Source organism: Methanobacterium sp., assembly GCF_016217785.1.
In the GTDB taxonomy this organism is placed as follows: domain Archaea; phylum Methanobacteriota; class Methanobacteria; order Methanobacteriales; family Methanobacteriaceae; genus Methanobacterium.
The window spans coordinates 15,428-27,500 of the sequence record NZ_JACRGA010000019.1 but is presented as its reverse complement, the minus strand read 5'-3'; the positions used below and the strand labels follow the sequence as shown (position 1 = coordinate 27,500).

Sequence of the window (12,073 nt, the reverse complement as noted above, 5' to 3'; positions counted from 1 at the left end):
CCCCCGGTACTGAAGGACACGGAATACCAACCGTATGTTATGTGAGTGGAATAATTGGAGGACTTCTAGGAGGAATTGGTGGTGGACTTGCTTACTGGGCAGTCTATGAATCACTGGTAACATTACCTGCATATGCTCCATTAATATCCGGACAGACATCAATTGCCGCTGCAATGGTGGCGGGAATATTCGCGTTAGGTCTGTTCTTTGTAAATGCAGTGCTTGCTTCCTACAATATTGGAGGAACCATTGAAGGATTCCACGACCCTAAATTCAAAAGAATTCCTAAGGGAATTGTGGCCTGTCTTTTAGCATCCATAGTAACTGGACTCATAGGAGTATTATTACTTAAAGGAGGTGTATTCTAATGTCAGTAGCAGCAGGCGGCGGCGGCGAATCCGCAGTTGACCCAAAAATGACCGCTGGTATTGGAATAATAGGTGGACTAATAGGTATTTATTTAACACCAATTAACCCTGTACTCGGACCTCTTCTGGCAGCCTTAGGTGCTGTTTGTGCCATAATATGGGGTGCTGACGCCATTGCCCGAGTAGCCAGCTACGGTTTAGGTACTGGTGTACCTTCCATTGGATACATGTCACTAGCTGTAGGTGTCATAGGCACCCTTGCAGGTCTTGCTGGCGGTATCATGATGGGCTCAGCCTACACCATGCTAGCCCCATTACTGGGAGTAGTTCTGGCTGTGGTTTTAGGTGGAGTAATCGCCTTAATAGCTAAAAAGGTAATAGGAATGAAAATACCAGTTCTGGTAACTGGTACTATGGAACTTACTGGTGCAGCTGCCATATCCGTCCTCGGATTCTCAGCAGCAATTGCCGGAAGCTATGCCATGGCACCAATATTAAAGTCAGTGGTTGCCACTGGTTTCATTGGACTATTATTCATCCTGAATACAATGGCTATCCAACACCCATTCAATGCATGTTTAGGACCACAGGAAGACAGAACTCGAACCCTAAAACTGGCAGCATCCACAGGTTTCATGGCCATGGCCATAGTAGGACTCTTAGGTATGGGCTCCTCTAAAGCATGGTGGGTTATTTCCATCATTGGTGCTTTAGCTTGGTTCATATCCATGAGAATGTTCCTGCAAGCATCCAAAGACGATGCAGCATCTGTGGCATGGTCCGGTATGTGGCCTAAAGAGGAGGAACACTAGGAGGAATAAAAATGGAAATGTTACCACTCGTCAAAGTAGTTCCTGAAATGAATTTAACTCTGGACCCCACTACTGGTATGATAGGTGCGGCTTTAGGCCGAGATGTCGTCATCGTATCCATGGACGGAGTAAATCAACAATTAGATGAATTAGAGGTTGCAGTAGAAGATTTATACACAGCCCTAGATCCAACTACCGTGTCTGAAGGTTCCTATCCTGGAAGGGAAGGAACTTACATGATGGCCGGTACCTTAACCAACCTGGTTTACGGATTTGTATTAGGACTTGTGCTACTGTTGGCCCTATTGTTATAGGAGGTGTTAAAGTTGGCTGAAAAGAAATCACCAGCAGAAGGATGGCCTGTAATAAACGGGGACTACGTAGTAGGCGACCCAGAAAGTCCTGTTGCAGCCACAACACTGGCTTCCCACATTGAACAGATTGCAGTGGATGCTGGAGCAGCAATATCCGGACCCTGCAAAACTGAAAACTTAGGGATCGAGAAGATGCTTGCAAATCTGATCTCAAACCCCAATATTCGCTTTTTGATCCTAACTGGATCAGAAGTGCAGGGACACATCACTGGTCAGAGTATTGAAGCTCTCCACGAAAATGGTGTTGACCCTGAAAAGAGGAAGATAGTCGGTGCAACTGGGGCCATTCCCTTTATAGAAAATATACCCGATGAAGGAATCGAAAGATTCCAACAGCAAATGGAAATTGTAAGCATAATTGACGTAGAGGACGCTGCTACCATACAGTCCAAAGTCAAAGAATGCATTGACAAAGATCCAGGAGCTTTCGAAGAAGAAGCAATGGTTATTGAAGTGGAAGAAGATGGAGAAGAAGAAGAAGGTGAAGAAATACCTCCAGTCGCTCCTGAAACCGCTTTAATCGAGGCACGAATGCGAAACATCCAGACCCAGGTGAAATCCGTCGGTGGTCTACAGAGGATGAACGCAGGTATGTACTCCGGTAAAGTTCAGGGAATAATGATAGGCCTAGTCTTCATCCTGACCATTGGAACCATACTGCTCTTGAAATAATGGGGGTTTTTAGATGTTAATATCAAACAAACCTAATATTCGAGGCATAAGAAAAGTAGCAGCAGATGTAAAATACCGAACCCAACTAATTGGAAGAGATCAGAGACTGTTCTCAGGACTCATAGCCACCAGAATTTATGGTATGGCACTGGGTTTCATACTGGCAGCTCTCCTAGTGGGTCTCCCAGTGGTATGGGTATTACTGACCAGTACGGGGGCATAATAAGATGGCAGACGAAGAACAAAATGTTATACCTCGTGTTATTGTCCCTGCAGAAGAATACAACAAAGCTAATGAAAGATTAGATGAGATGGACGAAAAGGTTGAATTCACCTGGGGTGAAATCAACCAGAGAGTCGGTCAACAAGTTGGCAGGGATATTGGTATTTTATACGGAATAATAATAGGACTAATAATCCTGTTTGTAGCATTCAAAGTAGTGAAAGTAGGAGCGATCCTATCCACCTTTGGAGGAGTCTAATTCAAGGAGGTTTACTTATGATAAGGTTTGACAAGGAACAAGTGGTTATAGATGTTGCCGGCGTCAAAGTTGGTGGACAGCCAGGCGAATACCCCACCGTTTTAGCTGGAACCATATTTTATGGTGGACACAAAATAATAGAAGATGATAAAGCAGGAGTTTTTGACAAAGATAAAGCAGAAACCCTGATAAACACCATGGTAGAAATGCAGGACGTCACCGGAAACCCATGTATCGTCCAGACCTTCGGTCAAACACCCGAAGCAATAGTTAAATATCTGGAATTCGTGGGCGAAGTATGTGAAGCACCATTCATGATTGATTCAACTTCAGCAGAAGCTAAAGTTGCCGGTGCAAAATACGCTGATGAAGCAGGACTAGCTGAAAGAGCCATATACAACTCCATAAACATGGCTTCCGAAGCTGATGAACTGCAAGCCGTTGCAGACACTGATATATCCTCATCCATCGTTCTGGGATTCAACCCCATGGAACCAGGTGTAGAAGGTAAAATCAACATCTGGGAAAACGGTGGAAGTGTCCTGGATACAGGACTTATGGAAATGGCTGAAGGATGTGGAATCACCAAACCATTCATGGACGTTGCTATAACTCCATTAGGACAAGGTGCAGGACCTGCCCTCAGAACCTCATACGCTGTTAAAAGCAAATGGGGATTACCTGTGGGAAGTGGTATCCACAACGTGCCATCTGCATGGGACTGGCTCCGAGGATACAAAAAACCTGTGGAAAAAGGTGGACAGGGACACGCAGAAGCATGGCCTGTTTGTGACGTAGGATCCAACCTCATCCAGCAAGCTGTGGGAGGGGACTTCGTACTATTCGGTCCTATCGAAAACGCCTCAATGGCTTTCCCAGCTTGTGGTATGGCTGATATCTTCATGGCTGAAGCAGCTAAAGATATCGGAACCGAACCTGTGGAAGAACACCCATTCTTCAAACTGTTATAGGCGTAATACGCCTATACAACTTATTTTTTTTTGTTTCTTAAAATATCGGATTATATGTCTTTTCTAAGGTTATAATAGCGTTTTATTATTGAAATAATTAGTTTATCCTTTTAATTATTGTTTAGATTTATCTCCTTGTTGTTTTGAGAAAACTAAAAATAATAACTTTTATATATGTGAGACAACCATTGTTTACACTGGCTTTCGGAAATAGATCATATGATCAAATCACAAACGTCACTTAAGGTATTAACATAAAATATAAATAATGGAAAACGGAAACCTTATGCCGGTGATATGTTGTTAATGATAATTGCACTTATCGGAGTTTTAATAATTGCTTTGGTTATAGTAATAAAATCAGCCGATGTATTTGTGGATAGCATTGTAGAGATAGGCGGAGCTTTGGGTATATCCCAAATAATTTTGGGGGTAACGGCTTCTGCCATTGGTACTTCTCTTCCTGAGTTTGGATCAGCAGTAGTTGCATCATTAACTGGGAGTACAGATCTAGGTGTAGGTACAGTAATTGGTTCAAACATTTGGAACATAGCTGGTATTTTGGGAATATCTGCTGCCGTTGCCGGAGTAATTCAGACAAATAAAGCTGGATTGGCACGGGATTGGTTGATGACTCTTATTACAGGGTTAATTCTCCTGTTTTTCATGTTATTTGGGGATATAAGTTGGCCTGCAGCGGCAGTCATGATTATAGCATACTGTTTCTATTTATGGATTTTAATTAAAGCACAGAAGAAACACAGTAATGAAACCAGTCATCAAGATGAAAGCCAGGAAAAGCAGCTTAAAGAAAACAATAACCTAGAAGAAGACCTTGAGAAAAAATCTGAGGAAAAGGTTGTGAAGAATGTTACTAAAAAAACTTACCTTTATGTTCTTCTTGGTATAGCGGGGTTAATTGTTGGTTGCAGACTCCTGGTTTACAGTGCTGATGAACTGGGCGGTATGTTTGGTATATCTGATATGGTAATGGGGTTATTTGTCCTAGCTATTGGTACCAGTATACCTGAACTGGTGGTGACCTTAAGCTCTGCTATGAAAGGACTCCATGATCTTTCACTGGGAACTGTACTTGGAAGCAATACCTTCAATATTCTAATTGGAATTGGAATTCCTGCCTTGCTGTTAAATGTTCCCGTGGATAGAATTTCTTTAACCTTTGATGCTCCGGTTATGATCTTTGTAACCCTTCTGTTAATGGCACTCATAAAAATGGGTAAAGGCAAATTAAATAGATGGGGCGGAATAGTATTAATGATAACTTACATGGCTTATGCTATAATCAGAATATTCATACTATCTTAATAGGTGATAAAAATGTACGAAAAGATACTGGTTGCAACCATGGGCGAATACATGGATCCCATAATTGAACATACATTGGATATTATTCAGGAAAGAGAAACTGAAGTAATAGGTATTTATGTGGTGGAGACTTCTGTACCATTTTTAACTCCTAAAAAGGTTAAGGAAATGATGGTTACTGAGTTAACTGCTAAGGGTGAAGAAATTCTGGATAGTATGAAACAGGAATTCCAGTCACCCAAACATTACATGATAAAATTCAGGGGAGTAATGCGTGAGGGTAGTCCTGCAGATGAGATTGTGAAGGTTGCCGAAGATGAAGGTGTTGACCTTATAGTCCTGGGAACCGGTAAGAACATCGTGGACAAACGTTTACTGGGCAGTGTTTCAGAAAAAGTCGTACACTCAGCTCCCTGCACCATACTACTGGTGAGAACCAGTTAACTGCTAATAATCTTTTTTTATTTATTCTTTGGAATAATATTCTCAATAATGATATAAACAGTAAGCATGATAATTGGAATTTTTCATTTTTGAATAAAGTTCCTAAATAGGATATTTCAAATAAGATATTTATTATAATATAGTATTACTAAATAATCTACGTATCTGTTTAGACAGCAAAATATTTATAATGGCAGACGGAAACCTTATTCCGGTGATGTATTGATTGAAATAGTCGCACTTCTAGGGGTATTAGCAATTTCCCTAATAATAGTAATAAAATCTGCGGATCTTTTCGTTGATAATTTAGTTGATATTGGTGGAGCTTTAGGAATATCTGAGATAATTTTAGGAGTAACAGCTTCTGCAATTGGAACTTCTCTTCCGGAATTTGGGTCAGCAGTGATAGCCTCTTTATCTGGCAGTGTAGAGATAGGGGTGGGGACCGTTATAGGTTCAAACATATGGAATATAGCGGGAATTCTAGGTATATCAGCCGCTGTAGCAGGGTTAATTCGCACTAACAAGGAAGGATTAACTCGTGATTGGCTTATGATGCTGATTAGTTCTTTAATTCTAATATTTTTCATGTTATTTGGGAACATAAACTGGATAGCTTCGGTAGTCATGATTACAGTATACTGTTTTTATATGTGGATTTTAATCAAATCACAAAGGAAACATAGTGCTGATGAAAAAACCAAGATAGAACCGATAAAACCAGAACCTATAACTAAAAATCCTGAAAAACAGGAGGGTCCGAAAAAGGCCATAAACAAAAAATCAATAGCATTTGTAGTTATGGGATTGATTGGACTAATTGTGGGCTGCAGGCTTCTGGTTTACAGTGGAGTGGAACTGGCTCATATTGTTGGTATACCTGAGATGATAATGGGGCTCTTTACACTAGCCATTGGTACCAGTATCCCTGAACTGGTGGTCACCCTTTCTTCAGCCATGAAGGGATTGCATGATCTTTCCATAGGTACAGTACTGGGAAGTAACACCTTCAACATTATAATCGGAATTGGAATACCTGCACTGATCCTAAGTGTGCCTGTGGAAACACTTTCTTTGACTTTTGATGCTCCGGTTATGATATTTGTGACTGTTTTATTGATGGCACTTATAAAAATGGGTAAAGGAAAATTGAACAGAGTTGGAGGCATAATATTGTTAGTCACATATCTTGTTTATGCCGTGTTCAGGATATTTGTACTTGGTTAAATTAGGATGTTGATCATGAAGTGATTAATTTATTCACTATAAAAAGAGTTTGTTTTAACAATCAATTCACAATGTTTATATTCATTTTCGATAAACTTAATTTGTATTAATATTATGAAATTGGGGGTATTAAGTTGTCATTTATCAAAAAACTATTAGGTTTGGGCCCAAAGCCAGTTATTGCAAAAAGCAGATACATTACCATTGAAGAAGCTAAAATGGCGCCGTTTACCAAGAAATCTGTGGGCCGAGGTTATGGTGCTATTATGCGTCCTGATGAATATTACATTGTGGGGTCGGTCGAGTTGGGAAACACCACCACCAAGTGCATCCTTACTGCAACTAACCTCAACACCAGCCGAACATATTTACTGGATAAGACAGTAAAAATGACCCGAGACATCAGACCACCTAAAAAGGGTGAAAAAGTTTTTGGAGAGACAGTATGGCATGTGGAGCTTACCAATGAATCCGTATCTGATCTGGTCAAGGAGACTATTCTCGAATCTGTGGAGCGTTCCCAGATAAACATAGAAGATGATTTGGATTTTGTGGTCCGTTCAACCGGGGTCACTGCTGGTTTTGCCTCACCCAAAGAAGTGGGAGAACTCATCATTGCCCTGGCCAATGGTTGCCTGGAGGCAGGGATACCACCAAGTAAGATGTCTCCGTCAATTTCCAAGGACAGTTTGCCAAAAAATTTACAGGATTTCACCCTCTTGGATAAGGTCATGTTCGACGGTGCGGTGGTAAGCGTAGTCCCACCTACTGGTAGAGCAGTGGTAGCAAATGAAATGGAAGGAGAACTGGTAACTGCTGGTATAAAAGCAGGTGCCAAATGGACTAATGTTGATTACCGTAATCCATGTGTTTCAATGGATTTTGGAACCACTCTGGCAGGTAGAATAGTTAACAATGACGAACCATACGCCAGGACCATTGGAAACTTCTGTGGCCTGGCGGGGGCAGTTTCAGATGCCATTATAAGGGGAACAGAAAAGGTGGATAAACGTGGTGGTGCAGCTTTAGATCTCTACACTAAAGATATACTCAAAAAAGCAGATTGGAAAGCTGCTGAAGAGTTTGCTATGCGTGCCCATGAACATGTGGACATAAGAAAAGTTCCAGAAGGAAGGGAAAGATTTGGAACAGTCCCAGTTGATCCTCATGCTGCATATGCTGCTGGAACCACTCTTATTGGATGTGATGTGGGTAAAGATGGTGATGAAATCCCTGAACTCACCAAACTGGGTCATGAAATAATAGAAACAACTGACATGCATACTCTGTTTGCCACACTGGATCATGTAAGTGCCAACGTGGTTAAAAGATTAGTTGTAGAGGCTGCCGATGAAGGGGTTATCCAGGAAGGATCAGTCTTAGGAGTAACTGGCAGGGCAGGGATCACCGGCCGCAAACCAGAACTGGTTTTGGAATTTGCCAAGGACTACTTTGAAAATGTTATATTTGTCTCTGATGCCCTTGCTCTTGGATCAGCAGTGATGGCCCGATGTATGAACTCCATGGGAACACCACACATACCGTTGGGTGGTAGGCAGGGAGGACCCTGCATACTGGGTCAGCGGAGAAAATTACAGAAAAAATAATAATAAAACAATTAACAAAGGTAAAACAATTAAGGGGTCATGGTTTGAAATATTACCATGATTTTCCATGATGTAGTGAAGAATCTTGCCAAGCTTTAAAGTCTTTAAATGGGCTTCAGATGTATTCAAACTTACAGATTCTGTATACTTATAAAAGGACTACACCCACACATACTAATACTTTGTTAAATTTATTGTTAAGATTCTGTTTTGACTAAAAGGGTGGATTATTTCAGGAACTAAACTATTTTAAGAACTAAGATCATATTTGATTTATTCAAGGTTTGATCTTTAACATTTGTGATTGTCATGAAAAGAGTTTTATGGTATTTGATTGCTGGTAGTAAAGGGGGGGTCAACAGGGCCAGAATAATCAAAACCCTTCATGATAGGCCTTACAATGTCAATCAGCTTTCTAAAGAACTTGATCTTGATTATAAAACCATTAAACATCATATGAAGGTCTTGGAAGATCATGATATTATTTTTAACTCCACTGGGGAGAAAAAATATGGGGCAATGTACTTTTTATCGAATCGTATGGAGGAAAATTACCCCATCTTCTTAGATATTCTGAGTAAAATGAAAACTTAAACTAAATTAAAATAATTATGGAATAATAGGAGTTTTATCCTTTAAATCAGTATAGAGGTGATGTGATGCAAGTAGGAGGATATGAAGAGCCTGGAGGGCCTGGATATCATGGAGGAAATGTAACCGGAACGGGTGGGGGAAATGGTACCAGTGTGGGACCGATAAACTTTGATAATTCTCAACTCATTACCATTGATGTTGTGTTGGGAATTGCCAATATCTGCCTTTTACTTATTTTACTGTACATGTACATAGGCAGTTACAGGAAATTCAAATCAGAATTCACCTTTGGTTTAGTTGCATTTGCAATGCTGCTGCTCCTGCAAAATGCACTATTCACTGGATTCTTATTATTACATGAGGGGTTTAAAGGTCCAGGAATGGGCAGTCCAATATTCTTTTTAAATATAATAGAATTTTTTGCTCTGTCAGTACTCATTGGAGTAACCCGAGAATAGTCATAGGGTATATTGTCAAGGAATCCTTGGAATAAACCAATAATTTCAGGGAAATCCTTAATAAATATCCTAATAACCTTTTTTTTAGATTCACTTCTATTTTATTGAATTAATTAATCCAATTTTTTTAAGAATAAATTTTTTAGTCAATGATTCCATTTGAATCTTTTTGAATTACTGATCTGTAAACATTACTGATCTGGTAAAGAATTGGGTGTAAACTTGGAATAACTATTTTTAAATAAAATCCTCAATTTTAGTAAACAAAGCAGAATAACGTCCTAAAAATACGAACTGTTCGTATATGTATTATATTTAAGATCAAAAAATTCAAGAATTAAGCCCTTTTTCGATTGAAAAAAATATTGTATAAACAGAATATTTTGGATAGAGATTAAATTATGGATCAAATAAAAGAGAGGATTTCTAATGATTTATGACATAATTATACCCACACTGCCTTTTATAGGGGGTTATTTGTTCACGTACAGTCTTTACCGGCTGAATTTAATAAAAAAAGCAATGCACATTAATGTATGGAACCTGATTATTCTACTGGCTTTCATTGTCTCTGGAGGTGCAGGTTTCATTCTACTCATACTACTTGAATTAGGCGTTTCACTTCCAATAAGTCCGCAGTTACTCTATTGGCATGTTGAACTGGGATTAACTTTAGCCCTGGTAACAATTTTCCACCTGCATACTTACTGGAAGTCTTCCAAGAAAATGTTCATCTCCGAAAAAAGGAGGTCCTGCAGATGAAACTGAAGGAAAAATTGATTACTGCACTTTCATCAGTCCCCCTTATTGCGGCTACTACCATGTCAGGAGCCTGCGCTGCTGGCTGTCCATATGGACGTACCTGTGCCTATCCTGGTCATTGTTCACGTTACACTGATTCTGGTGGAGATGGGGTATGTGATTTATCCGTGTCTTCAACCAGTAGTAATGCCAACACTGAAACAGCATCTTCCTCTTCATCTTCAAGTGATGGGGATAGTTCTTCAACCAGCACGGGTAACTCTCAAACATCGACTTCAACTAATGACCAGTCTGATACCAAGAGTGCCTCAGATCCAGTGAATACCACTCCTGATGCAGACACTAATGCCAGCGCAGCAAGTGATCAGGGAACTGGTATGGACACAGGCAGTGTTCCAGGGGATGATGTAAACAACTATTTCCTTTTTCCAGTGAGTATTCTCTTGGTTTTAGCCTATTTATTTACCCATTACCTTTTTAGTAAAGGTATATTAAAACAGGGCACACACCGAAGGATTTGGAACTTATTACTGACAGCAGGATACCTGGGAACTGGAATTACCGGGGTATTACTGGTATTACTAATAAATATGGGTATTAGATCAGTATTAAATCAATCCATAACATTCTGGCATGTGGAATTATCTATCCTTATGTTTGTTGGAACCCTAATACACATCCATCTCTACCGGAAACCATTTAAGAACATTTTTAAAGTTCTTCTGGGCTTCAAGGCCAAGGAAAGAGGAAGTAAAACAGTTAAATCCAAGGGGATTTCCAAGTAAGAATCCCATTATTTACTTTTTTTACCCTATTCTTTTGATTCTCATCCGATGTGAAAACATTTCATAAATGAACATTTTCATAAACCTTTTCAATTAAATATAAATCATCCTAAAAGTAAAATAGCAGATTAAATAAACATTTTTGAAGAAATAAACATATTCACGGAAATAAAAATATAAAAACTCAAAATCAAAAGGTTAAGCATGGTCATAGCTCTTTTAATGGCAGGTGGAAAGGGAACCCGGATGAATTCGGATCTGGAAAAACCCCTGACAATCGTTAAGGGGAAATCCCTCATTGAACATGTGCTCAGTGCACTGCAGGATTCTTCTTGCGTGAATGAAATAGTAGTAGCCACCAGCCATCACACTCCGAAAACAGCGTTCCATGCGGAAAATCTTGGTTTTAGAGTTTTAAAAACTCCGGGGAATGGATATGTAGAAGATCTTTCATTTCTTCTTTCCCAGGAGGCTTTTCATCATGAGGTAATCCTTACCATTACCTCGGATCTGCCCCTCATCACCGGAAAGATCATTGACCTGGTACTTGAGAAGTATCATAAATCATCCCGACCAGCCATGTCAGTGATGGTGCCATTGGAAATATTCCGTGAGAATGGTCTCAAGGCCAGTTTGGTGCTGGGGAATGTGGTTCCCTCTGGATTAAATATATTAAGGGGGAATGATACAGAACAAGATGAAGAAGTTCTGGTCCTTGGCAAAATTGAACTGGCGCTAAATATTAATAGCCCCGAGGACATAATATGCCTAGAGAAACTATGGGGAAACTCCAGAAGGTGAGGTCATGGTTGAGAAAGAAGAAAGGAAACTCATAAAAGGGGAAGAAAAAGTTTGGAGTGAAATCAAGGGTTATCAGGTGGCTACTAACAATGCACGTATCCTGGGAGAGCTTGAAGAACTCATTATCAATGATAGAACTGGTAAAATCACTGACGTGGTAATTAAGGTTGATAAAGGAAGAACCGTTACAGTTAAAGGTTCTAAACAGAAAGGAGACAATTTACTGGTACCCTTTGGTAAAGTGGAAAAAGTGGGTGAATTCATTATCATCTCTGAATAAATCCCCTTTTATACTCTTATTTTATCATTTTAATCCTTCCGTCACTTATTGACTTGTCTCTCATTTTAAATCAGTTAATTACATCTTATCATTCAACCCCCTCTTATTTA

17 protein-coding genes (1 of these 17 only partly in view) are annotated in these 12,073 nt (G+C 39.7%); all 17 read left to right on the top strand.

Annotation, left to right across the window (positions count from 1 at the left end; genetic code table 11):
* Window positions 1-368, top strand: the 3' portion of a protein-coding gene (gene mtrD, locus HY987_RS08010; RefSeq protein ID WP_292757549.1) for a tetrahydromethanopterin S-methyltransferase subunit D. The gene continues 358 nt to the left of window position 1, outside the view; 368 of the gene's 726 nt are visible here — the last part of the coding sequence; its start codon lies beyond the left edge, outside the window; the stop codon is at window positions 366-368.
* On the top strand, window positions 368-1,180 hold the full coding sequence (gene mtrC / locus HY987_RS08005) for a tetrahydromethanopterin S-methyltransferase subunit MtrC (protein ID WP_292757373.1): 813 nt from the start codon (window positions 368-370) through the stop codon (window positions 1,178-1,180). The genes mtrD and mtrC overlap by 1 nt, the downstream gene beginning before the upstream one ends.
* Before the next feature lie 11 nt (window positions 1,181-1,191).
* Window positions 1,192-1,494, top strand: coding sequence for a tetrahydromethanopterin S-methyltransferase subunit MtrB (mtrB, locus tag HY987_RS08000; protein WP_008514017.1), 303 nt, complete (start codon window positions 1,192-1,194; stop codon window positions 1,492-1,494).
* A gap of 12 nt (window positions 1,495-1,506) precedes the next feature.
* Window positions 1,507-2,226: a tetrahydromethanopterin S-methyltransferase subunit A gene (gene mtrA, locus HY987_RS07995; protein WP_292757370.1), complete on the top strand. Its 720-nt coding sequence runs from the start codon at window positions 1,507-1,509 to the stop codon at window positions 2,224-2,226.
* A 13-nt stretch (window positions 2,227-2,239) separates the two neighbouring features.
* The gene (mtrF, locus tag HY987_RS07990) at window positions 2,240-2,449 is read left to right on the top strand and encodes a tetrahydromethanopterin S-methyltransferase subunit F (protein ID WP_292757368.1); all 210 of its coding nucleotides are present in this window, start codon (window positions 2,240-2,242) and stop codon (window positions 2,447-2,449) included.
* A 4-nt stretch (window positions 2,450-2,453) separates the two neighbouring features.
* Window positions 2,454-2,708 carry a tetrahydromethanopterin S-methyltransferase subunit MtrG gene (gene mtrG / locus HY987_RS07985; RefSeq protein WP_292757366.1) on the top strand — a complete coding sequence of 85 codons (255 nt, stop codon included), beginning with the start codon at window positions 2,454-2,456 and terminating at the stop codon, window positions 2,706-2,708.
* 17 nt (window positions 2,709-2,725) lie between these two features.
* A complete protein-coding gene (gene mtrH, locus HY987_RS07980) occupies window positions 2,726-3,679 on the top strand; it encodes a tetrahydromethanopterin S-methyltransferase subunit H (RefSeq protein ID WP_292757364.1) in 954 nt (317 codons plus the stop codon).
* Between the two features lie 306 nt (window positions 3,680-3,985).
* Window positions 3,986-5,005 (top strand): calcium/sodium antiporter, encoded by a 1,020-nt coding sequence (locus HY987_RS07975; RefSeq protein WP_292757362.1) that lies wholly within the window; start codon window positions 3,986-3,988, stop codon window positions 5,003-5,005.
* 12 nt (window positions 5,006-5,017) lie between these two features.
* Window positions 5,018-5,449: a universal stress protein gene (locus HY987_RS07970; protein WP_292757360.1), complete on the top strand. Its 432-nt coding sequence runs from the start codon at window positions 5,018-5,020 to the stop codon at window positions 5,447-5,449.
* A gap of 222 nt (window positions 5,450-5,671) precedes the next feature.
* Window positions 5,672-6,676, top strand: coding sequence for a calcium/sodium antiporter (locus HY987_RS07965; protein ID WP_292757358.1), 1,005 nt, complete (start codon window positions 5,672-5,674; stop codon window positions 6,674-6,676).
* A 134-nt stretch (window positions 6,677-6,810) separates the two neighbouring features.
* Entirely contained in the window at window positions 6,811-8,283 is a 1,473-nt protein-coding gene (locus HY987_RS07960; protein ID WP_292757356.1) for a methanogenesis marker 14 protein, read from the top strand.
* Between the two features lie 309 nt (window positions 8,284-8,592).
* The gene (locus tag HY987_RS07955) at window positions 8,593-8,877 is read left to right on the top strand and encodes a winged helix-turn-helix domain-containing protein (RefSeq protein ID WP_292757354.1); all 285 of its coding nucleotides are present in this window, start codon (window positions 8,593-8,595) and stop codon (window positions 8,875-8,877) included.
* 65 nt (window positions 8,878-8,942) lie between these two features.
* Window positions 8,943-9,335: a hypothetical protein gene (locus tag HY987_RS07950; RefSeq protein WP_292757352.1), complete on the top strand. Its 393-nt coding sequence runs from the start codon at window positions 8,943-8,945 to the stop codon at window positions 9,333-9,335.
* Between the two features lie 429 nt (window positions 9,336-9,764).
* Window positions 9,765-10,097 (top strand): hypothetical protein, encoded by a 333-nt coding sequence (locus HY987_RS07945; protein WP_292757350.1) that lies wholly within the window; start codon window positions 9,765-9,767, stop codon window positions 10,095-10,097.
* Window positions 10,094-10,882, top strand: a complete 789-nt coding sequence (locus HY987_RS07940) for a hypothetical protein (RefSeq protein WP_292757348.1) — start codon at window positions 10,094-10,096, stop codon at window positions 10,880-10,882. Before HY987_RS07945 ends, HY987_RS07940 begins: the two co-directional genes overlap by 4 nt.
* A 204-nt stretch (window positions 10,883-11,086) precedes the next feature.
* On the top strand, window positions 11,087-11,683 hold the full coding sequence (locus tag HY987_RS07935; RefSeq protein WP_292757346.1) for an NTP transferase domain-containing protein: 597 nt from the start codon (window positions 11,087-11,089) through the stop codon (window positions 11,681-11,683).
* Window positions 11,684-11,687: 4 nt separating this feature from the next.
* Window positions 11,688-11,963 carry a PRC-barrel domain-containing protein gene (locus tag HY987_RS07930; protein WP_292757344.1) on the top strand — a complete coding sequence of 92 codons (276 nt, stop codon included), beginning with the start codon at window positions 11,688-11,690 and terminating at the stop codon, window positions 11,961-11,963.
* Window positions 11,964-12,073 lie beyond the last annotated feature (110 nt).

Excerpts from the sequence above, each read along its gene's own strand:
- mtrC (WP_292757373.1), top strand. The coding sequence starts at position 368 with ATGTCAGTAGCAGCAGGCGGCGGCGGCGAATCCGCAGTTGACCCAAAA.
- mtrB (WP_008514017.1), top strand. The coding sequence starts at position 1,192 with ATGGAAATGTTACCACTCGTCAAAGTAGTTCCTGAAATGAATTTAACT.
- mtrF (WP_292757368.1), top strand. The coding sequence starts at position 2,240 with ATGTTAATATCAAACAAACCTAATATTCGAGGCATAAGAAAAGTAGCA.
- mtrG (WP_292757366.1), top strand. The coding sequence starts at position 2,454 with ATGGCAGACGAAGAACAAAATGTTATACCTCGTGTTATTGTCCCTGCA.
- mtrH (WP_292757364.1), top strand. The coding sequence starts at position 2,726 with ATGATAAGGTTTGACAAGGAACAAGTGGTTATAGATGTTGCCGGCGTC.
- HY987_RS07975 (WP_292757362.1), top strand. The coding sequence starts at position 3,986 with ATGATAATTGCACTTATCGGAGTTTTAATAATTGCTTTGGTTATAGTA.
- HY987_RS07970 (WP_292757360.1), top strand. The coding sequence starts at position 5,018 with ATGTACGAAAAGATACTGGTTGCAACCATGGGCGAATACATGGATCCC.
- HY987_RS07955 (WP_292757354.1), top strand. The coding sequence starts at position 8,593 with ATGAAAAGAGTTTTATGGTATTTGATTGCTGGTAGTAAAGGGGGGGTC.
- HY987_RS07950 (WP_292757352.1), top strand. The coding sequence starts at position 8,943 with ATGCAAGTAGGAGGATATGAAGAGCCTGGAGGGCCTGGATATCATGGA.
- HY987_RS07945 (WP_292757350.1), top strand. The coding sequence starts at position 9,765 with ATGATTTATGACATAATTATACCCACACTGCCTTTTATAGGGGGTTAT.
- HY987_RS07940 (WP_292757348.1), top strand. The coding sequence starts at position 10,094 with ATGAAACTGAAGGAAAAATTGATTACTGCACTTTCATCAGTCCCCCTT.
- HY987_RS07935 (WP_292757346.1), top strand. The coding sequence starts at position 11,087 with ATGGTCATAGCTCTTTTAATGGCAGGTGGAAAGGGAACCCGGATGAAT.
- HY987_RS07930 (WP_292757344.1), top strand. The coding sequence starts at position 11,688 with ATGGTTGAGAAAGAAGAAAGGAAACTCATAAAAGGGGAAGAAAAAGTT.